Annotated in this window: 17 protein-coding genes; 11 read left to right on the top strand and 6 right to left on the bottom strand. The window is 71.7% G+C overall.

Features of this window, described 5'->3' with window-relative positions; genetic code table 11:
- Positions 1–70 precede the first annotated feature (70 nt).
- The 4 genes from LWF15_RS05580 to LWF15_RS05565 all read left to right on the top strand — a co-directional run bounded on the left by LWF15_RS05580 (position 71) and on the right by LWF15_RS05565 (position 6,150).
- The gene (locus LWF15_RS05580; protein WP_232809277.1) at positions 71–1,993 is read left to right on the top strand and encodes an AAA family ATPase; all 1,923 of its coding nucleotides are present in this window, start codon (positions 71–73) and stop codon (positions 1,991–1,993) included.
- Positions 1,994–2,025: 32 nt separating this feature from the next.
- Positions 2,026–2,511 (top strand): flavin reductase family protein, encoded by a 486-nt coding sequence (locus LWF15_RS05575; RefSeq protein WP_232809276.1) that lies wholly within the window; start codon positions 2,026–2,028, stop codon positions 2,509–2,511.
- Between the two features lie 1,195 nt (positions 2,512–3,706).
- Positions 3,707–3,931 (top strand): hypothetical protein, encoded by a 225-nt coding sequence (locus LWF15_RS05570; RefSeq protein WP_232809275.1) that lies wholly within the window; start codon positions 3,707–3,709, stop codon positions 3,929–3,931.
- A gap of 23 nt (positions 3,932–3,954) precedes the next feature.
- Complete coding sequence (locus tag LWF15_RS05565) at positions 3,955–6,150, top strand: VanW family protein (protein ID WP_232809274.1); 2,196 nt, start codon at positions 3,955–3,957, stop codon at positions 6,148–6,150.
- Between the two features lie 10 nt (positions 6,151–6,160).
- Here the strand turns inward: LWF15_RS05565 and LWF15_RS05560 are convergent, their stop codons facing one another.
- Positions 6,161–6,541, bottom strand: a complete 381-nt coding sequence (locus LWF15_RS05560) for a response regulator (RefSeq protein ID WP_232809273.1) — start codon at positions 6,539–6,541, stop codon at positions 6,161–6,163.
- Positions 6,542–6,685: 144 nt separating this feature from the next.
- On the opposite strand from LWF15_RS05560, the gene LWF15_RS05555 reads away from it, so the two are divergent.
- Positions 6,686–10,654 (top strand): response regulator, encoded by a 3,969-nt coding sequence (locus tag LWF15_RS05555; protein WP_232809272.1) that lies wholly within the window; start codon positions 6,686–6,688, stop codon positions 10,652–10,654.
- On the opposite strand, the gene LWF15_RS05550 is transcribed toward LWF15_RS05555, so the two are convergent.
- Entirely contained in the window at positions 10,644–11,651 is a 1,008-nt protein-coding gene (locus LWF15_RS05550; protein WP_232809271.1) for a GNAT family N-acetyltransferase, read from the bottom strand. The genes LWF15_RS05555 and LWF15_RS05550 overlap by 11 nt on opposite strands.
- Positions 11,652–11,789: 138 nt before the next feature.
- Here LWF15_RS05550 and fdxA point away from each other — a divergent pair, with 138 nt between their 5' ends.
- The 3 genes from fdxA (at position 11,790) to LWF15_RS05535 (ending at position 14,621) form a co-directional block, all read left to right on the top strand.
- Positions 11,790–12,110, top strand: a complete 321-nt coding sequence (fdxA, locus tag LWF15_RS05545; RefSeq protein ID WP_232809270.1) for a ferredoxin — start codon at positions 11,790–11,792, stop codon at positions 12,108–12,110.
- Positions 12,110–13,249 carry a succinyldiaminopimelate transaminase gene (dapC, locus tag LWF15_RS05540; protein WP_232809269.1) on the top strand — a complete coding sequence of 380 codons (1,140 nt, stop codon included), beginning with the start codon at positions 12,110–12,112 and terminating at the stop codon, positions 13,247–13,249. The genes fdxA and dapC overlap by 1 nt, the downstream gene beginning before the upstream one ends.
- 76 nt (positions 13,250–13,325) lie before the next feature.
- Positions 13,326–14,621, top strand: coding sequence for a citrate synthase (locus tag LWF15_RS05535; protein ID WP_232809268.1), 1,296 nt, complete (start codon positions 13,326–13,328; stop codon positions 14,619–14,621).
- A gap of 149 nt (positions 14,622–14,770) precedes the next feature.
- Here LWF15_RS05535 and LWF15_RS05530 read toward each other — a convergent pair whose 3' ends face one another.
- Both LWF15_RS05530 and dapD read right to left on the bottom strand, forming a co-directional pair.
- Positions 14,771–15,856: a hypothetical protein gene (locus tag LWF15_RS05530; protein ID WP_232809267.1), complete on the bottom strand. Its 1,086-nt coding sequence runs from the start codon at positions 15,854–15,856 to the stop codon at positions 14,771–14,773.
- Positions 15,857–15,950: 94 nt separating this feature from the next.
- Positions 15,951–16,988, bottom strand: a complete 1,038-nt coding sequence (gene dapD / locus LWF15_RS05525) for a 2,3,4,5-tetrahydropyridine-2,6-dicarboxylate N-succinyltransferase (RefSeq protein ID WP_232809266.1) — start codon at positions 16,986–16,988, stop codon at positions 15,951–15,953.
- A gap of 127 nt (positions 16,989–17,115) precedes the next feature.
- On the opposite strand from dapD, the gene dapE reads away from it, so the two are divergent.
- Positions 17,116–18,204 (top strand): succinyl-diaminopimelate desuccinylase, encoded by a 1,089-nt coding sequence (gene dapE / locus LWF15_RS05520; protein ID WP_232809265.1) that lies wholly within the window; start codon positions 17,116–17,118, stop codon positions 18,202–18,204.
- Between the two features lie 17 nt (positions 18,205–18,221).
- On the opposite strand, the gene LWF15_RS05515 is transcribed toward dapE, so the two are convergent.
- On the bottom strand, positions 18,222–18,641 hold the full coding sequence (locus LWF15_RS05515; RefSeq protein ID WP_232809264.1) for a hypothetical protein: 420 nt from the start codon (positions 18,639–18,641) through the stop codon (positions 18,222–18,224).
- A 982-nt stretch (positions 18,642–19,623) separates the two neighbouring features.
- The gene (locus LWF15_RS05510) at positions 19,624–23,802 is read right to left on the bottom strand and encodes a GGDEF domain-containing protein (RefSeq protein ID WP_232809263.1); all 4,179 of its coding nucleotides are present in this window, start codon (positions 23,800–23,802) and stop codon (positions 19,624–19,626) included.
- A gap of 179 nt (positions 23,803–23,981) precedes the next feature.
- Between LWF15_RS05510 and LWF15_RS05505 the strand changes: the two genes are divergently transcribed.
- Both LWF15_RS05505 and LWF15_RS05500 read left to right on the top strand, forming a co-directional pair.
- Positions 23,982–24,785, top strand: a complete 804-nt coding sequence (locus LWF15_RS05505) for an LOG family protein (RefSeq protein WP_232809262.1) — start codon at positions 23,982–23,984, stop codon at positions 24,783–24,785.
- Between the two features lie 22 nt (positions 24,786–24,807).
- A complete protein-coding gene (locus LWF15_RS05500; protein ID WP_232809261.1) occupies positions 24,808–25,401 on the top strand; it encodes an LOG family protein in 594 nt (197 codons plus the stop codon).
- Positions 25,402–25,414: the final 13 nt, after the last annotated feature.

Below are 25,414 nucleotides of genomic sequence, written 5' to 3'. Positions count from 1 at the left end.
GATCACGCTCCGCCAGCATCTGGCAAGGTTCGCGGTGTCTCCTGGTCCGATCACGACTTTGGAGGACGGTTTGGCGAGCGAGACGGTGCTGCCGGGACGCCGGGTGCTGCGGGACGAGCGGGCTTTCCAGGACACGGTGCTGGACGACGTGGACCGCGAACGGGCCAAGGGTCAGCGGCGGCGGCTCAGCCGGGTGCTGCTCGCCGGGGTCGTGGTGGCGGCCTGGTGCTGGGCCCGCTACCTGACCGGCAATCCGATCCTGCCGGCGTTGCCCGCGGTCGACCCGTTCCTGCTCACCGTGATCATCTTCTTCACGCTGATGCTGGCGGTGTCGGCGGGCACGATGACGCTCACCGGGCGTTCGCCGCACGTGCTCTACCGGCCCGGGCAGAGCGATGTGCGGATCAGCGACGTGAAGGGCCTGGCTCCGGTGGCCGAAGACGTGCGCCGCTCGCTGGAGCTGTTCCGCTCGGCGATGACCTTCCGGAGCCGGATGGGCGGCACGGCCCGGCGTGGGCTGCTGTTCGAGGGCGCCCCCGGGACCGGCAAGACGCTCATGGCCAAGGCGATGGCGGCCGAGGCGGGGGTGCCGTTCCTGTTCGTCTCGGCCACCGCGTTCCAGTCCTCCTACTACGGCGCCACCGGCCGCAAGATCCGCTCGTTCTTCAGAGAGCTGCGCAAGGCCGCCCGCCGCGAGGGCGGCGCGATCGCGTTCATCGAGGAGATCGACGCGATCGCCCTGGCCCGCGGCGGCGTGACCCGGGCCGCGGCCACCGGTTCGCCGATGGTCACGTCCGGGATGAGCGACTGTGGTGGGCTCACCGGTCTGGCCATGGCGAACCCGGCGGTGGCGCCGGGCCTCCAGGTCGAGCGGATGGTCAGCAGCGACGTCGGTGCGGTGGTGAACGAGCTGCTGGTGCAGATGCAGTCGTTCGACGAGCTGACTCCCGCGCAGCGGGTCCTCGGCTGGGGCGTCGACCGGATCAACCTGCTGATGCCGGTCGGCCGCCAGCTTCCGCGGCCTCGTCCGGAGCCGGTGAACGTGATGGTCATCGCGGCCACCAACCGGGCCGACGCGCTCGACCCGGCGCTGCTGCGACCGGGCCGGTTCGACCGCCGGATGACGTTCGGGCTGCCGGACAAGGCCGGCCGCCGGGAGCTGATCGACCACTTCCTGACCCGCAAGGCGCACGAGGCGGAGCTGGCCGACGGGGAGCACCGGGACGCGCTGGCCGGGGTCACCCAGGGGTACAGCCCGGTCAAGATCGAGAACCTGCTGGACGAGGCCCTGGTGAACGCGGTGCGGCGGGGCGCCTACGGGATGTCCTGGAGCGACGTCGAGCACGCCCGGCTGGTCACCGAGGTCGGGCTGGGGCAGCCGGTCGGCTACACCGAGCACGAGCTGCAGCTGATCGCCACGCACGAGGCCGGGCACGCGGTCACCGCCTGGCTGCTCGCCCCGCACCGGCGGCTGGAGATCCTGACCATCGTCAAGCGGGCGAACTCGCTGGGGCTGCTGGCCCACGGCGACCGCGACGACGTGTACACCCGTTCCCGCTCCGAGCTGGGCGCCCTGATCTCGATCGCGTTCGGCGGTCAGGTGGCCGAAGAGCTGTTCTTCGGGGACGTCTCGACCGGGCCGGCGGGGGACCTCACCTACGCGACCACGGTGGCTGCGCAGATGATCGGGGCCTCGGGGATGTCCGACACCCTGATCTCGTTCGCTGCCTCGGGCGGAGCGGACGGCGGCGACCTGGTCGGCCGGGTGATGGGCGACGGCGAGGGCCGCCGGATGCTGGAGGAGCTGCTGACCGCCCGCAAGCAGGCCACCCGGGAGCTGCTGGAGCAGAACCGGCACCTGGTCGAGGCGCTGCGTGACGCATTGCTGGAGAAGCACGAGCTGATCGGCGGCGAGATCGAGCGGGTGCTGTCCCGGGCCCGCGCCGCGTACACCGTCGACCTGCGCGATCGGCAGGTGGACCGGCGCCTGTAGGTCGTGCGGAGGGGCCGCTTAGGGTGGAGAGCATGGCTGTGGATCAGGGAACGTTCCGGCGCGCGGTGGGGCGGTTCGCCACCGGGGTCTGCGTGGTGACCAGCCTGGAAGGGCGCCTGGACCATGCGATGACGGTCAACGCGTTCACCTCGGTGTCGTTGGATCCCCTGCTGGTGCTGGTCTGTGTGGAGCGGGAGGCCCGCTTCCACGACGCGGTCGTCGAGGCCGGGGTCTGGGGCGTCAGCGTGCTGGACTCCGGGCAGCGGCCGGTGGCGGACTGGCTGGCCAATCGCGGTCGGCCGCTGATCGGGCAGCTGGACCGGATCCCGCACCATCGGGGCCCTGAGACCGGTGTTGCCCTGCTCGACGAGGCCGTGGCCACCCTGGAGTGCCGGACGACGGACGTCTACCCCGGCGGCGACCACAACATCGTGCTGGGCGAGGTGGTGGCCGCCTCGGTGCCGGGCGACCGGGCCGGGGCGCTGCTCTACCACCGGGGCGCATACGCCCGGATCTAGACATGTCGCCGGGGGCAGGGCTGATTCGTTACCGGTTCGATCACGGATCACAATGCGACACAGCCGTTTCGGTGACGCTCCGTCGTACCATGACCCGGTGGCAGAAACCCCGCTGGCGGCGCGGCCCCCCATCCCCGCGGACGAATCGGGCAATCAGCCCGCCGGCGATCGGGGTCGGCGATGACGCAGCCCCCTGTGGACGCCACCCAGCCCCTGCCGATGGTGCAGGGCGGCGGCGACGAGCCGAAGGATCTGTCGGGTGAAGACACCCCGACGGTCAGGCATGACTCGGGCCCCTCGGTGAGCCAGGACAACCCCGCGAACTCGGGCAACCGCGCTGCGGGTGCCCCCGGGCGGCAGCCAGCGGGCGGCGCGCAGGCGGGCGCGTCTGGTGGGCGGACTGATGGAGCGTCAGGCGGGCGTCCCGGTAGGACCTCCGGCGGCTGGTCCGAAGGTGCGCCGGGCGGACGCAGCAGTGCCTCTTCGGACGGCCGGGCCCAGAGCGCCCCGGGCGGCGAGTCAGGTGGCCGTTCCGATGGTGCGGCTGGCGGTTGGTCCGGTGGCTGGCCGGGTAGTGCGTCGGGTGGCCAGTTTGACGGGCGGTCCGGTGACGCGCCCAGTGGGCGTGGGGCTGCTCAGTCTGGTGTCTGGCCCAGTGGTTCTTCGGGTGGCCGTGAGGCTGCCCCTTCGGATGGTCGGGCTCAGGGCGCTTCGGGCGGCGAGTCTGGCGGCCGGTCCGATGCGGCGGGCGGCGGCTGGTCCGGTGGCCGGGCCGGCGGGCGGCCGGGTAGTGCGTCGGGTGGCCAGTCTGGAGGGCGGTCCGGTGACGCGCCGGGTGGGCGTGCGGCGGGCCAGTCTGATGGCTGGTCCAACGGTGCTTCGGGTGGGCGTGGGGCTGGCTCTTCGGATGGTTGGGCTCAGAGCGCCCCGGGTGGTGAGTCTGGTGGTTGGGCCGGCGGGCGGCCGGGGAACGCGTCGGGTGGCGAGTCTGGTCGGTCCGATGGTGGTCGCTCTGGTGGTTGGTCCCCAGGGGCTCCGGTTGGGCGGTCGGGAGACGCGCCGGGTGATCGGTCCCCGGGCGCGCCGGGTGAGCGGCCGGGCGGCGGGTCTGATGGGCGGTCCGACGGTGTGTCTGGTGGTCGCTCTGGCAATGGGCAGGGTGGCTGGGCGCCGAGTGTGGCCGGTGGTGGTTCCGGTGGGCGGTCCAATGGTGCGCCTGGTGGGCGTGCGGATGGCGCGTCGGATGGTTGGGGTCGGGGTGCTCAGGGCGGGCGTGCGGGTGGCTCGTCCGATGGTGCGTCGGGTGGGCGGCCGGACGGTGCTGGTGGCCTGCCGGGTGCCCGGCCGGAGGGTGCTGCCGGGCTGCCGGGTGCCCGGCCGGAAGGTGCTGGCGGGCTGCCGGGGGGTCGGCCGGCGATGAGGCCGGCGGCGATGCCGGCGCCCATGCCCACTCCGAGTTTCGCTGCCCCGCGGGCGGTCGGCTCCGGGCCCGCGGGGGCGCAGAGTCAGGGCCAGGGGCGTGGTGGCTCGCAGTCGGAGCCCTTCCCCGGCGCCGGGCGTGGGCCGGGCGGCGCACCGAACTTCGGTCCGGGAGACCGTCCTGAGTTGGAAGCCGGGCCGAACGCGGGCCCGGGCCGTGACCCGGAGAGCGAGTCCGAGGGTCAGCAGCCGAGCTCGCACCCGCAGGAACGGCCCGCTTTCGCGCCCGCCCCGGGCGCCAACAGCCAGCGACCCGACCAACCCCCGGCCGACGACGTGAGGCCCACCGACGTCTTCAATTCTGGCTGGTCGGCGGCGAACTCGCAGCCGCCCGGAGATCGGGACCCGAACTCCGGCCCCGCGAACGGATCCGGCAGCGACAACGGTTACGGCTCGCCCGCGGGCCCGTCCAGCCGCATTCCTGGCGGCCGCAAGACCCTGCTGATCAGCGCGGCCGCTGCCGGTGGCGCACTGGCCGCCTACCTGGGTTTCGCCTGGATGGAGTCGGGCCGGATCGCCGACGGCACCAGTGTGGCCGGGGTGCAGATCGGCGGGATGAACAAGACCGAGGCCGTAAACACCCTCGACCGGGCATTCGCCGATCTGGACGGCAAGGTCGTGCTCACGGCTTCCGAGGGCAAGGACGAGAAGGCCACTCCGGTGGGCGATCTGGGTCTCTCCCTGGACGCCGGAGCGGTGGCCGACCGGCTCACCGGCTTCACCGTCAACCCGGTCTCGCTCTGGAAGAAGATGGCCGGCGGGGGCGCCGAGGAGGCTGATCCGGGGCTGAGCGACGAGGCCATCGAGAAGGGCCTGGACGCCTTCCGCAAGGACTCCGGTGAGGAGCCGAAGAACGCGAAGGTGTCCTTCGAGGGCACCGAGCCGAAGGTTACGCCCTCCACCGACGGCTACGAGATCAGCGACAGCGCCGCCGATGTGGTGCGGGCGGGCTGGCTCACCGGCGAGGTGGACGTGCCGGTGCAGCCCAAGGCCCCGGCGATCACCACCGCCGACGCCGAGAAGGTGCTGGCCGAGCAGGCCGAGCCCGCGGTCTCCGGCCCGCTCACCGTGCGGGTCGGATCGGCCGAGGTCGAGCTGACCCCCGAACAGATCGCTCCCTTACTGGGTTTCAAGGCCAAGGACGGCGAGCTCGACCTGACCGTCGACGGCAAGAAGCTGAAGAAGCTGGTGCTGGACGAGGGCGGCAAGGACATCGCCAAGGAGCCGGTCGACGCCCGGATCGTGGTGGAGAACGGCAAGCCCCGGGTGATTCCGGGCAAGGACGGCGTGACCGTGCAGGCCGCGGCCCTGGCCGATCAGGTGCGCGAGCCGCTGGTGGCCGCGGACGCCGGTCAGCGGGTGGCCGAGGTGCCCACTTCCGCCCAGAAGCCGGAACTGACCACCGAGAAGGCGGAGAAGCTCGGCGTGAAGGAGAGGATCTCGACCTTCTCGACCAACCTCACCGCCGACGCCGGGCGCACCGAGAACCTGCAGATCGCCGGGCGTGCGGTGGACGGCACCCTGGTGCTGCCGGGCGAGACCTTCAGCCTCAACGAGGTTCTCGGCGAGCGGACGCCGGAGAAGGGCTACAACCCGGCCCCCGCGATCAGCGGCGGCCGGCTGGTGAAGGACTACGGCGGTGGCGTTTCGCAGATGGCCACCACCATCTTCAACAACGTGTTCTTCGCCGGACTCGAGGACGTCTACCACAAGCCGCACTCGTTCTACATCTCCCGCTACCCGGAGGGCCGCGAGGCCACCGTCAACTGGCCCACCGTGGACCTGAAGTGGAAGAACGACACCAAGACGGCGGTGCTGATCAAGGCCTCGGTCGGCTCACAGGTCACGGTCAGCTTCTACGGCACCAAGTACTGGGACATCACCGCGGGCAAGAGCGAGCGCAGCAACCTGCGCAGCCCCGAGACGCACTACGACGACTCACCGGGCTGTGTGGCCCAGGGCGCCAACGGCGGGTTCGACGTATCGATCACCCGTACGTTCCGCCGTCCGGGTTCGGACAAGGTGGAGAAGACGGAGACCTTCAAGGCCGTCTACAACGCCGAGGACGAAGTGATCTGCGGTCCCGAACCGGGCTCGCGCGACGACCAGGACCGGGACAAGCCCTCCCGCGGCGAGGCCCGGGCCGGCGACCGGGACTGAGCCGGGCGGCTCACCAGGAGTCGAACGTGGGGACGATCGCCTCGTCGATCGCGCGCAGCAGCGCCGAGGCGATGAACGGCTTGGTCAGATAGGTCGCGCCCAGCGCGCGACCGGCCTCGATGTCGTTCTCGTAGACCCGGGCGGACAGGAAGATGGCGGGCAGGTTGTCACTGCCCTCCATCGCCCGCAGGTGCACGAGCAGTTCCATCCCGCTCATCTCGGGCATCGTGACGTCCAGGATGGCGACGTCCGGCCGGCCCCGCTCCGACACCGCCTGCAGCGCCGTCTGGGCCGAGGTGGTGCCGATCACGCGGTGCCCGTTCGACTGCAGCCTGAACGTGACGATCCGGACGGTGTCCGGATCGTCGTCCACCACCAGTACCCGGGCCATAACACGCCGTCCCCACCTAGGAGTCACACTCGTCCGTGAGGGTGTGTCGGCGGGCCGGTGGGCGATCTTGAGGAGGCGGCCGGGCCCGCACGAAGTGTCTCCCGAGCGCTTCACCCCGGCACACGGGATGTCGATCGGACCCGGGTGACCCTTGCGACCACCCCGGCCGAGCCCGCCCGGGACCGTCCCGGCGACGACCGGCACCGGGGACGGTTCGTCGGCGTGCTCGTCCTGCTCGCCGTGCTCATCGTGGTGCCGATCACGGCCGCGGTGATCTCCTACGACCGGATGGTGCGCTCCAACGCCGAGCGGGAGATGCAGAACACGGCCGACCTGGCCGACGTGTTCCTGCGGGAGCAGACCGCCGCCCTGGCCGCCCTGATCGGCTCGGTGGCCACCGACGCCGAGCTGGCCGAGGCCCTCGTGGACCCGTCCGCGGAGGCCTCCCAGAAGTCGGTCGGGCAGGTGCTGCGCACTCTCGAGGCGGCCGGGACCGACATTTCCACGGTGGTGATCCTGGACGCGGGCAGCCGGGTGGTGGGCGACCTGCCCGACCGGGTGCCCTACGGCTACGACCTGAGCGAGCAGTCCTGGGTGCCCCGGATCGACGCCGACTCCGGGTACTCGATCTCCCCGGTCTTCCGCAGCCCGATCTCCGGCAACGACGTCAGCTCGATCACCGTGCCGATCCGTGACACCTCCGGCGAGTTGCTCGGATACGTCGGGATGTCCCGGAAGATCACCGGTTACCAGCGCTACGTCGAGTCCTACGCGACCGGCCGGGGCGTGCGGCTGAGCGTGGTCGACGGGGCCGGGCAACTGGTGGCCGACAGCGAGGGGGCGGTCGCCGAGGACGACCTCAGCCCGGCCACCCGGCTCGCCCGGGCCCGCACGGTGCAGGCGGGCAGCGGCCAGATCGTCGCCTCGAGTTCCGCCCCGGACGCCGGGAGCGGTTACGAGTGGCGGGTGGTCGCCCAGGAGAGCGAGACCGTCGCGATGCGGCCCGCGGTCTACTTCCGGGCCACCGCGATCGGGACCGGGGCGGTGCTGCTGGTCGCCGCGTGGGTGGTGGCCGCCCTTCGCCGCCGGGCGATCGGGGCCACCCGTCAGGCCAACCGGACGCTGTTGGAGAACCAGCGCCGGATGGTCGATCTGGCCAATTCCTCACCCGGTGTCCTGCTGAGCCTGGAACCCGACGGCACGGTGGACTTCTGCTCGGTGGGCGGTGAGGAACTGCTCGGGGTCCCGGTCGAGGAGCTGACCGGCCGGGCGCTGGCGCCGTTCCTGGTGGCCGAGAGCGAGCCGGAGACCGCTGCGCGGCTGGATGAGCTGGTCCGGACCGGGGAACCGCAGGTGTTCCTGGCCCGCACCCGGGGCCCGGGCGGCAGCCGGCGGATCGTCGAGTGCACGTTCCGGATCAGCGGCGGGGCGGGCGGGCCGGGGGAGATCTGGGGTTCGCTGCAGGACGTGACCGGCCGGCTGAGCGCCCGCGACCAGGTGGAGCAGTTGTTCCAGCTCTCCACCGACTTCATGGCGGTGGCCGACTTCGAGGGCCACCTGGTGCAGACCAACCCGGTCTGGTCGGCGGGGCTCGGGATCGGCCCGGACCAGTTGCTGGGCCGCCGTTTCGAGGAGGTCTTCCACGTCGACGACCGCCGCCGGGTGGCCGACCAGCTGGCCCGGCTGGCCGCCGAGCCGGGGGTGGCCACCTTCGAGAACCGTTACGTGCTCGAGGAGGAGGTGCGCACGCTGCTGTGGACGGCGGCCTCCGACCCGGACCGCCGGCTGATCTACGCGGTCGGGCGGGACATCACGGCGCAGAAGGAGCTGCAGAACGCGCTGGCCGAGACCCGCGACCAGGCGGTCGAGGCGTCCCGGCTGAAGTCCGAGTTCGTGGCCACCATGAGCCACGAGATCCGGACCCCGATGAACGGTGTGATCGGCCTGACCGACCTGCTGCTGGGCACCCCGCTGACCGAGACCCAGCGGCGTTACGTGGAGGGCGTGCGCACGGCCGGCGACGCCCTGCTCACGGTGATCAACGACATCCTCGACTTCTCCCGGATCGAGGCCGGCCGGCTGATGCTCGACCGGGTCGAGTTCCGCCTCGAGGACGTGGTCGACGACGTGGTCACCCTGGTCCGGCAGAACGCCACCGCCAAGGGCCTGGAACTGGACGTGGACTACGAGCCGGGGGCGCCGTTCGCGCTGAGCGGGGATCCGGGGCGGCTGCGGCAGATCCTGCTGAACCTGACCCACAACGCGGTGAAGTTCACCGAGCAGGGCGGGGTCTCGATCTCGGTGACGCCCGGCCCGGCCCGTCAGGACGGGCTGGTCACGGTCAGCTTCGCGGTCACCGACACCGGCATCGGGATCGAGCCGGCCCGGCTGGAGGAGCTGTTCGAGCCGTTCCGGCAGGCCGACGAGGGCACCAGCCGGGCCTACGGCGGCACCGGCCTGGGCCTGTCGATCAGCCGACGGCTGGCCGACCTGATGGGCGGGACCATCCGGGCCACCAGTGAGCTGGGCACCGGGGCCACCTTCGTGGCCGAGCTGGTGTTCGCCCCGGCGGCCGACTGGGGCCGCTCGGTGCGCGGTCGTGACGCCCGCGGGCTGGCGGTCCTGGTGGTCGACGACAACGAGGTCAACCGGCTGGTCATGACCACCCAGCTGACCCGCTGGGGGATGCGGCCGGTGGCGGCCGGGTCGGCGGACGAGGCGCTGGACATGCTCACCCACCGCTCCGCCCCGGCCGGCGGCTACGACCTGGCCGTGGTGGACATGCACATGCCGGACAAGGACGGGATCACGCTGATCGAGCAGATCCGCCGGGTGCCGGCCCTCGCCGGGTTGCCGGTGGTGCTGGTCAGTTCGGGGGCGGAGGTGGACGAGAACACCGCCGCAGCGCACGGGATCGCGGCCCGGCTGACCAAACCGGTGCGCCAGTCAGACCTTTTCGGCGCTCTGACCCGGGTCAGCCTGCCGGCCCTGGAGCCGGCCGGCCCGGAGACCCCTTCGGACGAGGCCGATTCCGAGGACCCGCCGCCGCGGGCGCAGACCGTGCGGCCGGTCGAGACCGCCCGGGAGCGGTTCCGGCTGCTGCTGGTCGAGGACAACGACATCAACCAGACGGTCGCCCTGGGCATCCTGTCGCAGCTGGGCTACCAGGTGGACGTGGCCGGGCACGGTGAGCAGGCGCTGGCGATGACCGAGCAGCACAGCTACGACGCGATCCTGATGGACTGCCAGATGCCGGTGATGGACGGCTACACGGCGACCGTGGAGCTGCGCCGTCGCCCGGCCACCCGGGAGGTGCCGATCATCGCGATGACCGCGGCCACCTTCGCGGCCGACCGGCGCCGGTGCTTCGACTCCGGGATGGACGACTTCATCGCCAAACCGGTGCGTTCCACCACGCTGCAGGCCACGCTGAACCGTTGGCTGCGCACCACCGAGGACGAGCCCCCGGCCGGCCGGGCGGAGAAGACCCGGCCGATGCAGCCGCACTACTCGGCGGTGCGAGACCGGATCGCCGCCGTCCGCGACAGCGAGCACGTGACCGTCGAGGCCGTGGAGACCGCGAGCGCGGTCGGGGTTCTGGAGGAAGGACCCCACCGGCCCGCGCTACCGGCCGTTCCCCGTCAGGCGGGCCCGCCCGCAGAGAACCTGGTGGAGGAACGGCCGTCCGGCGCCCGTCCGGCCGCCCGGGTCCAATCGCCGCAGGAGTCTCAGGAGGTACCAGCCATCAGCACCACGGACGAGCGGATCGCCGAGTTGCTCGGCGAGGGGACCGAGTTCGAGGTCGAACTGGTCCGGGACATCATCACCTCGTTCCTGTCCCGGACGGTCGACCTCTTCCAGCGGCTGAGCCTGGCCGTCGGGGCGGACGACTCCGAGGCCGCCTACCTGCACGCCCACAGCCTGGCCGGGGCGGGGCTGAACCTGGGCACCGACCGGGTGGTCGAGATCGCCCGGCAGATCGAGGCCGAGGCCCGGGCCGGGCGGGCCGGGCAGTGCGGTCAGTTCATGGTCGACCTGGAGGTGGCCCTGGACCAGGCCCGGGTGGGGTTGCGCGACATCGCCGCCAACCTGCCCGAGCCACCTACGGCGTGAGGTAGCTGTACCGGTGGTGGAGACCGAACCCGGCCCGGGCGTAGCTCGCCCGGGCCGCGTCGTTGTCCTCGGCCACCTGGAGGAACATCGACTGGGCGCGGTGCTGCCGGCTCCACTCGGCGACTGCGCCGATCAGGGCCAGCGAGAGACCCTGGCGGCGCCACTGCGGTTCCACCTTCATCTCGGTCAGCCCGCTCCAGCCCTCGGCCAGCGAGCCCCGGGCAGCGCCGGCCACCTCGCCCTCGGCGGTCCGGATCGAGGCGAACACCTGCTGCGGCGCGGAGGTCAGCAACCGGATGCCGTGCTCGGGCACCGCCTGCCCGCGATAGCGGTACTGGCTGAGCCAGGCCGGGTCCGGTTCGTCGGCCAGGTCGATCTCCAGCCCCTCGGGCAGCACTGCGCCGCCCAGCCTCGCCTGCAGGGCGCGGAGCTCGGCCACGGGGGCGGTGAGCACCAGCGTGGGAGTGACCCGGCGCCAGCCCGCGGACTCGAAAAGCGATGTGGCGGCCAGCAGCTGGTCGGTGTCCGCGTCGTCCAGCCGGGGCTCGGGAGCGGTGGCGACCGGGGGCAGCCCGCGCTCGGCGTACCAGTCCACGACCTCCACCAGGGCCACGTCGAGCGGCATGCCGGGCTCGCCGACCGGCAGCACCGAGTTGGCCCGGTTGGTGTGACCCCCGCTGGCCCGCAGCAGCCAGCCGCCCAGCCAGTCCTGCTCCTCGGCCTGCCAGTGCCGGGCCATCAGGAGCTCGAGGTCGCCGACCGACAGCGCCTGGTGCGGGGGCGCCGCCCGGCCCGCCTTCGGGGGAACCGGCTTACCGGCCACCACCGAGCTGAGCTGCACCTTCACCGGGCCCCGGCGGCCCTGCACCCGCAGGGTCTGCCCCTCCACCGCCAGCAGTTCGCCCAGCACGTCCCGCAGGCCGTCGCCGTCGCGCAGCCGGACCACCACCCGCGAGCCGACGTGCGCGGCCCACTCCTCGCTCGAGCGCGCATTCATCCGGGGACCCTTTCATGAGGTAACCCTTCGGCGACACGGGCACGACCGATCAGAGATACTGGGCCGGGCCGGTATGCGCGGCCACGGCGACGAGACGCCCCGGAGAGCGACCAGGGCGGCCAGACCAGGAGGACGGACGTGACCTACGTCATCGCGCAGCCCTGCGTGGATGTGAAGGACAAGGCCTGCATCGAGGAGTGCCCTGTCGACTGCATCTACGAGGGGGAACGGATGCTCTACATCCACCCCGACGAGTGCGTGGACTGTGGTGCCTGCGAGCCGGTCTGCCCCGTGGAGGCGATCTTCTACGAGGACGACGTCCCGGACCAGTGGGGCGACTACTACAAGGCCAACGTCGAGTTCTTCGGCGACCTCGGCTCGCCCGGCGGGGCGGCCAAGATGGGCCTGATCAACAAGGACCACGCGTTCATCGCCGCGCTGCCCCCGCAGGCCGAGTAGTGGCCGCCCCGGTGCTGCCCGACTTCCCTTGGGACCGGCTGACGCCGTTCAAGAACCAGGCCGGGCAGCACCCGGGCGGGATCGTCGACCTGTCGGTCGGCACCCCGGTCGACCCCACGCCCGAGCTGGTCCGGCAGGCCCTGGCCGACGCGTCTGACGCGCCCGGCTACCCGCAGACCTACGGCACGCCGCCGTTGCGGGAGGCGGTCGCGGCCTGGTTCGCGCGTCGGCGCAACGTGCCCGACCTCGACCCGGCCGGCGTGCTGCCGACGATCGGCTCGAAGGAACTGGTGGCCTGGCTGCCCACCCTGCTCGGGCTCGGCCCGGGCGACGTGGTCATGCATCCCCAAGTGGCATATCCCACGTACGACGTGGGTGCGCGGCTGGCCGGGGCCACTCCGCTCGCCGCCGACGGCACGGTGCAGGTGGGCCCGGGCAAGAACGCGGTCAAGCTGCTCTGGCTCAACTCCCCGGGCAATCCGACCGGTCGGGTGCTGGGGGTGGAGCACCTGCGCAAGATGGTCGCCTGGGCCCGTTCGGTGGGTGCCGTGGTGGCCAGCGACGAGTGCTACGCCGAGCTCGGCTGGGACGGCGTGGAGGTGCCGAGCATCCTCGACCCGGAGGTCTGCGGCGGGTCCCACGAGGGTCTGCTGGCGGTCTACTCGACCAGCAAGCAGTCCAACCTGGCCGGCTACCGGGCCGCCTTCGTGGCCGGGGATCCCGTTCTGGTGCAACGCATTCTGGAGATCCGCAAGCACGCCGGGATGATCGTCCCGTGGCCGGTGCAGGAGGCCCTGCGGGTCGCCCTGGGCGACGACGAGCACGTCGCCGAGCAGCGCGAGCGGTACCGCCGTCGGCGTGAAGTCGTGCGCGACTGGCTGCGGGCCGAGGGCTTCAAGATCGACTACTCCGAGGCCGGCCTGTACTTCTGGGCCACCCGGGACGAACCGTGCTGGGACACCGTCGCCGATCTCGCCGCGCGCGGCGTCCTGGTCACTCCGGGAGACTTCTACGGCCCCTCGGGTGCCCGGCACGTGCGCGTCGCACTGACCGTCAGTGATGAAAGAGTGGCGCAACTCGCGGCCCGTGCGGCTGGTCCGGATGGCTCAGGCGGATCAACGAGGGGTAACTTGCGTTAAGGCCGTGTGTCCCGGCGAACCACGCCGGAGCACGGCCACAAGACCCTGGACCCAGACACCAGCGTGGGAGCGTCCTATGTCCGACGGATCCGATCAGATCACCCTGAACTACCCAGGCGGCGAACTCGACCTGGGGGTGACCCGGGCAACTGAGGGAACTTCCGGGTTCGGTGTGTCCTCGCTCCTCTCGAAGACCGGTTACGTCACCCTGGACCCGGGCTTCACCAACACTGCGTCGTGCACCTCGGCCATCACCTACATCGACGGTGACGCCGGCATCCTGCGCTACCGCGGCTACCCGATCGCCGAGCTGGCCGAGAAGTCCACCTTCCTCGAGGTCAGCTACCTGCTGATCTACGGTGAGCTGCCGAGCACGTCGCAGCTGGAGGAGTTCACCAACCGCATCCAGCGGCACACCCTGCTGCACGAGGACTTCAAGCGGTTCTTCGACGGCTTCCCGCGCGACGCGCACCCGATGCCGGTGCTCTCGGCCGCGGTCTCCGCGCTGGGCACGTTCTACCCGGACAGCACCAGCATCCGCGACCACGACCAGGTCGAGCTGGCCACCGTACGGCTGCTGGCCAAGCTGCCCACGATCGCCGCCTACGCCTACAAGAAGTCGGTCGGCCAGCCGTTCCTCTACCCGGACAACTCGCTCGGCCTGGTGGAGAACTTCCTGCGGATGACGTTCGGCTTCCCGGCCGAGCCGTACGACGTGGACCCGGTCCTGGCCAAGGCCCTGGACCTGCTGTTCATCCTGCACGCCGACCACGAGCAGAACTGCTCGACCTCCACGGTCCGGCTGGTCGGCTCCGGCCAGGCCAACCTGTTCGCCTCGGTCTCGGCCGGTATCCACGCCCTGTCCGGCCCGCTGCACGGCGGCGCCAACTCGGCGGTGCTGGAGATGCTGGAGGAGATCCAGAAGTCGCCCGACGGCCCCGACACCTTCATGAACAAGGTGAAGAACAAGGAGGGCGGCGTCCGGCTGATGGGCTTCGGGCACCGGGTGTACAAGAACTACGACCCGCGCGCGGCCATCATCAAGAAGACCGCCGACGACATCCTGCGGGGTCTGGGCGTGAACGACCCGCTGCTCGACATCGCGCTGCGGCTCGAGGAGATCGCGCTCAGCGACGACTACTTCATCGAGCGCAAGCTCTACCCCAACGTGGACTTCTACACCGGCCTGATCTACAAGGCCATGGGCTTCCCCACGAAGATGTTCACGGTGCTGTTCGCCCTCGGCCGGCTGCCGGGCTGGATCGCCCAGTGGCGCGAGATGACCGAGGACAAGCAGACCAAGATCGGACGTCCGCGGCAGGTCTACATCGGCGCCACGGAACGTCCTTACCTGGGGATCAGCGAGCGCTGATACACGTATGAGGGCCCGGTGGTCGGGTAGTCAGGACCACCGGGCTCAGGTTCGGCGCCGGGTGCTCCTCCACGACGAGGCGCCCGGTGGTTCCGTTTGGGGGCTCGAGGGTTTCCAATTGAGGACGCCCTCGGGCGCCGGCTGCGCTGTCAGTAAACAGTGATCTGGACCTGGCGATCGGAGAGATCGCCGGCGGTCTCCGTCCAGCCCTTGCCGGAGTCGGCCCGCACCCAGCGGTGCCCGGCCAGCGAAACCTGTTTCACCCCGAGCGCATCCGCGCGGGCCACCGCCCAGGATGCCAGGGCCCAGGCGTGGCGGTCGTTCTTCTCGGCCGGGACCGAGAACGTCAGGCCGGTGCCGGCCTGGTCGACCTCCGACTTGCTGCGGCCCAGCTCCTCCTTGGCGGCGGCGCGCACTCCGAGAGCCCGCTCGGTCAGGCCGTTCTCGCCCGGCTGCTGGGCGGCCAGGTCGTCTTCCTTCAGCACGCAGTTCCAGCCGCCGGGGGAGTGACCGGCCAGCGGGGACACGATCAGCCGGGCCTCGGGCTCGTGGTCGGCATAGGCCTCGGGGAAGGCCGAGCGCTGCACCTTCTGGGCGGCCTCGGTGATGGTCAGCTCGTCCAGGTCGCCGATCTTGGCCAGCGCGTCGTAGAACTCGTTGGTGGCGTAGATCGGGTCGAGGATCTCCTCGCGGGTGCCCCAGCCCTGCGACGGGCGCTGCTGGAAGAGGCCTACGGAGTCGCGGTCGCCGTAGGTGATGTTGCGGAGCTTGGACTCCTGGATCGCGGTGGCCACGCCGATCGTGGCCGCCCGCACCGGGAAGTCACGCTTCTCGGCGATGGCGGTGATGATCGCGGCGTTGTCGGCCTGGTCGATCTCCAGCGTGTGCTTGTCGCCGTTCTCGAACTCGCCCGTGCAGATCTCCCGCAGGGTGACCGGGCCGACGGCGCCCTGCAGCCAGATCCAGGCGCCACCGACGGCGGCGCCGGCGGTGAGCAGGATGACCGTCAGGGCGATCAGCGGGCCGCGGAAGGGGCTGCGGCGCTTGGCTTTGCGACCGCCCATGCTGCCCCCGTCGTCGCGGTACGGATCGGTGCTCTCCTGCGCCATCGGCCGGGTGCGCTCGTCCGACCCGGCCGGGGGCCGGCTGCCGACGGGAGCGGGCCGTTCCGGGCGGGGCGTACCGGCTTTCGGGCCCTTGGCCGGCATGGGCCGGGTGGGATCGGAGTTACTCATCCGCCCTCACCTCCTTGCCGTCGTCGTTCGGTCCGAACGGACGATCATGCAGCTTCTACCTGAGAGAAAGCTGCATGACCGCCTCTCGCCGGACTCAGTCGTTGGCGTGCAGCGCCGCGTTCAGCTCGAACGTGAAGCCACCGCTGCGGGCCAGCGCCTCCACCGCCCCGGTGGTGGAGTTGCGGCGGAACAGCAGGCCGCTGGCCCCCGAAAGGGTGGAGGCCTTCACCAGCTTCGGGTTCTCCTTGCTGGCCGGGACCCCGTCGCCGGCCGTGCCCTTCGGCTCGGACAGCAGCTGCACCTTGGTGCCGGCGGTCAGGTACAGACCCGCCTCGACCACGCAGTCGTCACCCAGGCTGATGCCCAGACCGGCGTTCGCCCCGAGCAGGCAGCGCTCACCGATCGCGATGACCTCCTTGCCGCCGCCCGACAGCGTGCCCATGATCGAGGCGCCGCCGCCGATGTCGGAGCCCTCACCGACCACGACACCCTGCGAGATCCGGCCCTCGACCATCGAATTGCCCACCGTGCCGGCGTTGAAGTTGACGAAACCCTCGTGCATGACCGTGGTTCCGGCGGCGAGGTGAGCGCCCAGGCGCACCCGCGAGGCGTCGGCGATGCGCACACCGGCCGGCAGCACGTAGTCGGTCATCCGCGGGAACTTGTCCATCCCGGTGACCTCGACCCGGGTGTTCGGGCCGCCGCCGGCGCGGATGCGCAGCCGGGTGGCCTCGAAGTCGTCTGCCGGGCAGGGGCCGTGGTTGGTCCACACCACGTTCGGCAGGGCGCCGAAGATGCCGGCCAGGTTGATCGTGTTGGGCCGCACCAGGCGGTGCGAGAGCAGGTGCAGGCGCAGGTACGCGTCCGGCGTGTCCTTCGGCTCGGCGTCGAGGTCGATCTCGGTGCGCACCACGTGCAGGCGCACCTTGCGGTGCGGGTCGGTGCCCTCGAGCGAGGCGAGGTCGGCGGGCACGTCGTAGGGGCCGGCCGCCTGCGGGGCGGCGCCGAGCTGCGGAGCCGGGTACCAGGTGTCCAGCACGACCCCGGCCTCGGTGCTGCTGGCCAGGCCATAACCCCAGGCCAGGCGGGGGGCGGAAGCGGAAGCGGGGGACGTGGGGCTCACCTCGGTCATGCCGTGCATCCTACGGGCGGGCGAAGGGTGGTCCGCCCACCGAGCCACCCGCGCACCGGTACCCGAAACGCATCGGTGCCCGCCGGCGTCCTCAATCTGGTTTCGTGGGGCCCGATATGGTCGCGACATGACCGGTGCCGCGCTGACCCTGAACCTGACCGGCGACGTCGTGGACCTCACGCGCGCGCTGTGCGACATCCCCTCGGTGAGCGGTGACGAGGCGCTGATCGCCGACCGTGTCGAGGCCGCGCTGCGCGAGCTCGGGCACCTGGAGGTGATCCGCGACGGCAACTGCATCGTCGCCCGCACCCACCTCGGCCGGGCCGAGCGGGTGGTGATCGCCGGGCACATCGACACGGTGCCGATCACGGTCGAGCCGGCCAACCTGCCCACCTGGCTCTCCCCGGACGGCTCGGTGCTGCACGGCCGGGGAACGGTGGACATGAAGGGCGGTGTGGCGGTGGCGCTGGCTCTGGCCGCGACCGTCGCCGAACCCACCCGCGACGTCACCTACGTGTTCTACGACTGCGAAGAGGTGGAGGCCGTGCGCAACGGCCTCGGCCGCCTCTCCCGCACCCGGCCGGAGCTGCTGCAGGCCGACTTCGCGGTCCTCGGCGAACCCACCTCGGCGGTGGTCGAGGGCGGCTGTCAGGGCACCATGCGGATCGAGGTGGAGACCACCGGGACGGCGGCGCACTCGGCCCGGTCGTGGATGGGCTCGAACGCGATCCACAAGGCCGGGGCGGTGCTCGAGGTCCTGAACGCCTACCGGGCCCGCGAGATCGAGGTCGACGGGCTGGTCTACCGGGAGGGCCTGAACGCGGTCGGGATCTCCGGAGGGATCGCCGGGAACGTCATTCCCGACCGGTGCACGGTGCTGGTCAATTACCGGTTCGCGCCGGACAAGAGCCTGGAGCAGGCCGAGGCGCACCTGCGTTCGCTGTTCGACGGGTTCACGGTCACCGTCACGGATGCCTCGCCGGCCGCCCGACCAGGGCTGAACGCCCCGGTGGCAGCGAATTTCGTGAAGGCAGTAGGGGGAACACCCGGACCGAAGTTCGGCTGGACCGACGTGGCGCTGTTCTCCACGCTCGGGATCCCGGCGGTGAACTTCGGCCCGGGCAACCCCTCGCTCGCGCACAAGGACGACGAGCAGTGCCCGGTCAGCGATCTCACCGCCTGCCTGGAGGCCCTGCGGCGGTGGCTGGTCGCGTAGGTCTTGAGGTTCTCGGCTCAGGCCACCGCGAACAGGTGGTCGACGATCGGGTCGGGCACCGCGTAGGAGTTCGCCCCGTCGATGGTCAGGCAGGTGGTGGTGCCCTGCATGAACCAGACCACGTCGTCGAACTCGAAGGGGACCACCGGGCGCATCAGCCAGTGCTTGAACGACTCCCGGTGCATGACCGCAAGAGTGCGATTGCCGTACCAGAGGGTCACCGTGTCGATCCGCACGACGACCTCGATGGTGCCCACCCGCCAGCCCCGGCTGTCGGTCAGGTCGAACTCCAGCCGGCCCGTCCACTGGACCGGATGGGTGTGCTGGGAGTTGATCGGGGTCCGGGGAGTCTGAGGGTTCGTGTCCGCCGTCTTGTCGGTCGGACGGTCGGGCCTTGAAGCGTCGAGTCGGCTGCCGCTGGTCTGCTGCTCTGTCATCAGGTCTCGATTCCGCCCGTCACCGTCGCCGGACTCCGCACTGGTCCGCGTAGCCGGGATTCGCCCTTCAACCACGGCGGGCCCGCGCCAAGCCCACCGTCACCGCACACGCGAACATTCCGTGCCCCACCCCGTCGATTCGTGCCGCACTGTTACATCTTGCTCACGTATAGGCTTAATCAATGAGTGATTAGAGCGCAATATGGCATTTTGCGCACGTGTGGAGTGCAGTAAGCGTTCATCGATGAAGGTGGACAGGGGGTGTGCGGCGCTTCGCGCAGTGTTAAGTACCTGCTCGTGCGGTCTCGGGCGAACCAGCTTGAGGACGCCGGTGGGCCCCTTTGTTGAGGTCGGTGGACGGGTGGTCGGTGCCGGTCGGGTTCGGTGGGGAGGCTTGGACGCCGGGCGCTGTCGCCGGGTGTCAGCCTCTCTTGCCGGGAGCGGCTGTCGGTGCCGGCTCCGTGGCAGGAGCGGCTTCGGCCACCTGGGCGGGGTCGGTCTTCGTCGATGTAGACGCCTGGTACATGAACGGCGTGGCCCGCGGACCTTTGGCCGGCTGACTTGGGAAGTCAGCCCTGCGGCGGTCGGCCGGGTCCGGGACGGGTTGCTCTTCGTTGATGTGTACACCTGGTACACGAACGCCCGCGGACCTCTAGCCGACTTGGTGGAGGCCGGCCTGCGGTGGTCGGCGGGGTCCGGCGGTGGTCGGGTTGGTCCTCGTTGATGTGTACACCTGGTACACGAACGGCGTGGTCCGCGGACCTCTGGTGGGCCGACCTGGCGGAGGTCAGCCCCTGCGGTGGCCGGTTGGGCCAGTGGTGGCCTGGGGCGTGCTGGTGGGGGGCGGTCTTCTTCTATGTATACGCCTGGTACACGACCAGGCGGCCCGCCGATCCCACTCAGTCAGTCAGCCCAGGTCGGCCCATCTGGCAGCAGTCAGCCCGGGTGTCTATTGGGCTCGGCATCGGCCGCCGGGGCGGAGTCAGTCGTTGCGGTGACGGCGGCGCGCGGAGAGGTCGATGATCGCCTGGCGTGAGGTTCCCGGACCCAGCGGGTCGCGGTGGCCGGTGCCGGGCAGCTTTCCCTGCCCCGGCTGCTCGCGGACGTCGATCTCTTCGTCCTCCTCGGGCCAGCCGTTGGCCGACCGCCCGCCCGAACTGCTGCCCGAACTGCTGCCCGAACTGCTGCGGGGACGCTCGTCGCGGGCTTCCGGACCCCAGGGGGCGGGGGAGGAGGAGCCCGAGCTCCAGGGGGCGGCCGGCTCTTCCGGGGCGTTGCTGTAGGGCGAGGGGTAGCCGGACGAGCCGTTGCTGTACGGGCTCTCGCTGCCGTAGGAGCTGCCCGGGCGGTCCGCCGACGAGTCCGACGGGTAGGACGAGCTGCTGCGGTAACTGTCGTCGTAGCCGCTGCCGTAGGACGAGCCGCTGGAGTACCCCGGAGCGTCGGCCGAGGGGTAGCCCGAGCCGCTGCCTCCCGAGCCGGAGTTGCTGGAGCCGGAGCTCGGTCCGGGGACCGGGTCGTTCAGCGGGTCGCTCAGGGCTCGGAACGTCTCGGTGGAAGGGCCGAGGTTGGGGCTCGGACGGTAGATCTCGGCCGCCGTCTCCTGGAAACGGCGGTCGGCCTCGATCTGCTCGGGCCGCGGGGCGGAGGGCGCGGTGGGCGACTCGACCGCGGCGGCGCCGGGCATCATCCAGCTGCCGGTGTTGGGGCCCTGCGTGGTGGGCCAGCTGCCGGTGTTGCCGGAGGCGGTGGCCGCCAGGCGGGCAGCCCGTTCGTAGGCCTCCCGTCGGATCTCCTCGGCGGCCCGGCGCACCTCTTCCAGACGCTGGCGCTCGGCCTCTTCGCGGGCCGCCTGCTCGCGAGCCAGGCGCTCGGCCTCTTCCCGCTCGGCGCGCTCGCGGGTCTCCCGCTCACGGCGGGCCGCAGCAGCCCGCTCGCGGGCCTCGTGGATGCGGCGCTCACGCTCGACGCGCTGCCGCTCCAGACGCTCGGCCTCGGCCTTGGCCAGGGCCTCCTTGCGCTCCTTCTCCAGACGCTCCTGCTCAGCCTTCTCGGCTGCCCGGCGGGCGGCCTCGGCCCGCTCACGCTCGACGCGCTCACGTTCGATGCGTTCGGCTTCGAGACGCTCACGCTCGATGCGCTCGGCCTCGGCCTTCGCGCGGGCCTCGGCCTCGAGGCGTTCGCGCTCGCGTCGCTCGGCCTCGATCCGCTCCCGTTCGAGGCGTTCGCGCTCGCGCCGTTCGGCCTCGATCCGCTCGCGTTCGAGGCGCTCGCGTTCCAGACGTTCCCGCTCGAGCCGTTCGGCCTCGGCCTTCGCACGGGCCTCGGCTTCGAGGCGCTCGCGTTCGCGGCGTTCGGCCTCAGCCTTGGCTCGGGCCTCGGCTTCGCGGCGTTCTGCCTCAGCTTTGGCACGGGCCTCGGCCTCAATGCGCTCGCGTTCGAGCCGTTCGCGTTCGCGGCGTTCCGCCTCGGCCTTGGCGCGGGCCTCGGCCTCGCGGCGCTCCCGTTCGATGCGCTCGCGCTCCAGGCGCTCCTGCTCGCGGCGTTCGGCCTCGGCCTTGGCGCGCGCTTCGGCCTCGAGCCGTTCACGTTCGCGGCGTTCCGCCTCGGCCTTGGCCCGAGCCTCGGCCTCGAGGCGCTCACGTTCGAGCCGCTCGGCCTCGAGCCGTTCACGTTCCCGGCGTTCCGCCTCGGCCTTGGCCAGGGCCGCCTGCCGCTCGCGCTCCACCCGCTCGGCCTCGGCCCGGGCCTCTGCCTCGCGACGCTCGCGTTCGATCTGCTCGGCCAGACGCCGGGCCTCGGCCTCGATCCGCTCGCGCTCTTCCTTCTCGCGCCGCTCGGCCTCGATCCGCTGCCGGGCCTCGCGGGCAGCCCGCTCCCGGGCCTCCCGCTCCCGGGCCTCGCGCTCGGCGCGTTCCCGGGCCTGCAGTTCGATGCGCTCGCGGGCAGCGCGCTCCTTGGCCTCCTGCTCGGCGCGTTCCCGGGCCTCGCGCTCGGCCTGCTCCCGCTCGATCTTGGCCCGGGCCTCGCGAGCGGCCCGCTCGCGCGCCTCGGAAGCCTGCCGGGCCGCGACCGCGGCGGCGGCCGACTCGGCCTCGCGCGCTCCCTGGTCCTCGACCGGGATGCCGTTGACCGGCGAACCCGCCGCCTCGGCGTCCCGCGCGGCCCGCCGGGACCGCCGGGTGCCCGACGACCGGGGCAGTTCCGCAGCCGCGCCGTAGGGGCGCCCGCCGTCCTTCTCGTCGTGGGACTCGGTCTCGGGCAGGACGTCGCCGAGCGCCGGGTCGCCGGCCGGGGCCAGACCGAGCCGCACCCCGTTCACCGGGGTGCCGTTCTTCTCCCGGCCGGGGTCCTGAGCGGATTCCTGACCCGCATCCAGAGCCGGATCGAACTCCGGGTCGGTGGACCGACGTCCTCCATTGAGCCCTTGGGACACCGCGGGACGCGAGCCGGGACGGCTGTGCGGCCCCAGCACCTCGGCCCCGAGCAGGCGGGTCGGCGTGGGCGGCATCGAGACCGCGGCCACGTCGTCGGTCGAGTCGTCGTCCCAGCTGGAGACCGGGGCGGACACCGGGCGGGCGTCCTCCTCGCCCGGGCGGTCGCGCTTGGCCGCCAGCAGCCGCTCGTCGGCGCGCCGGAAGAGCTTCTCGGCGTCGGCGTCGGGCCGCCGGCCGGACAGCGACCAGACCGCGGCCACCCCGGTGGTGATCGACACGTCCAGGCCGTCGGCCAGTTCGTTCCACGGGCGGGCGCCGACCGCCACACACATCCGCTCGGCCACCGCGTTGGCCTCTTCGTCGCCGGTGCCCGGCAGCAGCACCACGAACTCGTCGCCGCCGTACCGCAGCAGCTGGTCGTCGGTGCGCAGCTGCAGCGACAGGCTGGCAGCGACCCGGCGCAGCACCTCGTCACCCACCACGTGGGTGAACCGGTCGTTGATCTCCTTGAAGTGGTCGACGTCGACCAGGATCAGGGCCAGCGGCAGCGGGCCGAAGCGCAGCAGCTGCCGCAGCTCCTCGTCCAGCGCCCGGCGATTGCCCACCCCGGTCAGCGCGTCGGTACGGCTCTCGGTGCGCAGCGCCTGGTGCTCCAGCGCCTGGCGGGCCGTGTCGGCCACCAGGTCCATCCCGCGCCAGCCGAGCCGGACCAGCAGTTCCGTCATCCGGTGCAGCACCGGCACGACCTCGCCGTTGGCGTAGGTCTCGAGCCAGAGCCGCTCACGGGTGCGGCAGACCTCGAGCACCAGGTTCGGCAGGGTGGCCGGCGGCGAGATCGCCGCGTCGTCCAGGCTGCGGGCGGTGGCCAGCGAGCCGACCAGGGCGTGGGCGCGCATCGCGGCCAGCGAGACGATCTGCCGTTCGGCCGCGGGCAGGTCGCCCACCGTCCCGAACGCGTCCGGGCCGAGCAGCCGCAGGGCCTCGGACGGCCGGCCGCGGTAGGCGGCGGCCAGGGCCCGCACACCGTTCGCCCCCCGGCGCAAGGTGCCGGGCACCGCGTCCTCAGGTAGTTCGTCGACCTTGGTGGCCAGTTCGACCGCCCGGCTCATGAACTCCTGCTGCGGGTCCTGCGCGCCCCCGGCCAGCGGTTCCATCGCGCGGGCGGCCAGCTCGGTGGCCCAGGTGCCCCAGTGCTCGGCCTGGTCGAGCGGGCTGCGCGCGGCGATCGTGTGCTCGATCCGGGTACGGGTCTCGTCGGCCCGGTCCTGCAGGCGCAGCCCCGCGTAGACCACGGCCAGCCCGTTCAGCAGCCGGTAGCCGTTCTCCTCGGTCAGCTCGTCGCCGGCCAGCGCGGAGTCGGCCCGGGCCAGGTCGGAGGTGGCGCCGCCGATGTCCCCGGAGTCGACCCGGAACTGGGCCCGGGCGGCGCAGGCGATCGCCGCCCAGAGCCCGGCCTGACGTTCGTGGGCAGCGCGTTCCAGCACGTCACAGGCGGCGATGGCGGTCTGGTGGCCGCCCCCGAGGCGGCGCAGCAGCACCGCGCGGCCGTAGAGGGCCAGCAGCAGGGTCTCGTCGTCGGCGGTCTGGGCCAGGCTCGGGATCAGCGCCTCGAGTCGCCGAAGAGCGAGATCAGCGCGCCCGTACCGGCCCTCGACGACGAGTTTTTCGACGTCCGCCAGCGGAGACACGCCGTCCCGGGTCAACTCCTCCGGCAGACCGCGCACGCACCGACACTATCGGGGTTTGAGCGCACGACTCGAGTGAAGCAGGACGTATTTTCTCGTCCCGGACGAACCCGTGGGCACAGCGTCACCGTCCCCGACGAACCGTGACGGGCGGGGCGGGTGAGGCGTGGTGACCCTGCGGTGGTGCGGCCCGGCCAGAAACGCCTACCGTCAGGCCGATGAGCACGCGACCGAACCCCGCAGAGCCGGAAGATCCTCACATGGACAAGGACGAGCACACCTCGGGCCCGACCACCCGGCGCGGCGGTCTGGTACCCCAATCCACCACCGACCAGCGGCTCCTCGACGGCCGCGGGTCCAGCGACTGGGTGCACACCGACCCCTGGCGGGTGATGCGCATCCAGGCCGAGTTCGTCGAGGGGTTCGGCGCCCTGGCCGAGCTCGGCCCCGCGATCAGCGTGTTCGGGTCGGCCCGCACACCCGACTCGGCGCCCGACTACAAGCTCGCCCAGCAGGTCGGGCAGGCTCTGGTCAAGGCCGGGTTCGCGGTCGTGACCGGGGGCGGTCCGGGTGCCATGGCAGGTGCCAACCAGGGGGCGCACGAGGCCGGTGGCGTCTCGGTCGGGCTGGGCATCGAGCTGCCGTTCGAGCAGGGCATGAACGAGTGGGTCAACCTCGGCGTCAACTTCCGCTACTTCTTCGCCCGCAAGACCATGTTCGTCAAGTACGCCCAGGGATTCATCGTCCTGCCGGGCGGTTTCGGCACCTTCGACGAGCTGTTCGAGGCGCTCGTGCTGGTCCAGACCCACAAGGTCACGTCGTTCCCGATCGTGCTGCTGGGGTCGGACTACTGGCAGGGCCTGAAGGACTGGCTGGCCGGCCCGGTGCTGGCCCGGGGGATGATCAAGGAGGCCGACCTGGACCTGCTCACGATCACCGACGACGTGGACGAGGCGGTCGGCCTGATGGCGGCCGCCCAGGGCGAACACGCCGCGAAGCCGGACCCCGCCGCAGGCGCCTGAGCCCCCGGGCGACAATGGCGCGGTGGCCAGGATCTGTGTCTTCTGCGCGTCGTCCGTCAGGATCGACCCCCGTTTCGTCGAGCTCGCCTCCGAGGTAGGGGCGGCGATCGCCGCCCGGGGCCACGACCTGGTCTCGGGCGGCGGCTCGATCTCGATGATGGGCGCGGTGGCCCAGGCCGTCCGGGCCGGGGGCCGGCACACCGTCGGGGTGATCCCGCAGGCCCTGGTCGATCTCGAGGTGGCCGACCACGACGCCGACGAGCTGATCGTCACCACCGACATGCGCTCGCGCAAGGGAAGGATGGAGGAGTTCGCCGACGCCTTCCTGACCCTGCCGGGCGGTATCGGCACGCTCGAGGAGCTCACCGAGGTGTGGGTGTCGGCGTCGCTCGGGATGCACGCCAAGCCGGTGGTGGTGCTCGACCCGACCGGGCTCTACGCCCCCCTGCACGACCTGATCCGCAAGCTCTCGGCCGAGAACTTCCTGTCCGAGGCGGCGCTCGACACGCTGGCCTGGACGACCACGATCGACGAGGCCCTCGACCAGATCGAGGCCCGGCTGGGCGAGCTGCCCGCCGTTCCCGCAGTGATCGAACAGGTGGAGTCCGCTCCGTGACGGTTCCTGCCCC

This window comes from Kineosporia rhizophila (assembly GCF_021277265.1).
GTDB classification, from domain to species: Bacteria; Actinomycetota; Actinomycetes; order Actinomycetales; family Kineosporiaceae; genus Kineosporia; species Kineosporia rhizophila.
This window is presented reverse-complemented; position numbering and strand designations above follow the sequence as displayed.

Excerpts from the sequence above, each read along its gene's own strand:
- LWF15_RS05575 (WP_232809276.1), top strand. The coding sequence starts at position 2,026 with ATGGCTGTGGATCAGGGAACGTTCCGGCGCGCGGTGGGGCGGTTCGCC.
- dapD (WP_232809266.1), bottom strand. The coding sequence starts at position 16,988 with ATGACCGAGGTGAGCCCCACGTCCCCCGCTTCCGCTTCCGCCCCCCGC.
- LWF15_RS05535 (WP_232809268.1), top strand. The coding sequence starts at position 13,326 with ATGTCCGACGGATCCGATCAGATCACCCTGAACTACCCAGGCGGCGAA.
- LWF15_RS05560 (WP_232809273.1), bottom strand. The coding sequence starts at position 6,541 with ATGGCCCGGGTACTGGTGGTGGACGACGATCCGGACACCGTCCGGATC.
- LWF15_RS05530 (WP_232809267.1), bottom strand. The coding sequence starts at position 15,856 with ATGAGTAACTCCGATCCCACCCGGCCCATGCCGGCCAAGGGCCCGAAA.
- LWF15_RS05565 (WP_232809274.1), top strand. The coding sequence starts at position 3,955 with ATGCCCACTCCGAGTTTCGCTGCCCCGCGGGCGGTCGGCTCCGGGCCC.
- dapE (WP_232809265.1), top strand. The coding sequence starts at position 17,116 with ATGACCGGTGCCGCGCTGACCCTGAACCTGACCGGCGACGTCGTGGAC.
- LWF15_RS05505 (WP_232809262.1), top strand. The coding sequence starts at position 23,982 with ATGAGCACGCGACCGAACCCCGCAGAGCCGGAAGATCCTCACATGGAC.
- LWF15_RS05515 (WP_232809264.1), bottom strand. The coding sequence starts at position 18,641 with ATGACAGAGCAGCAGACCAGCGGCAGCCGACTCGACGCTTCAAGGCCC.
- LWF15_RS05550 (WP_232809271.1), bottom strand. The coding sequence starts at position 11,651 with ATGAATGCGCGCTCGAGCGAGGAGTGGGCCGCGCACGTCGGCTCGCGG.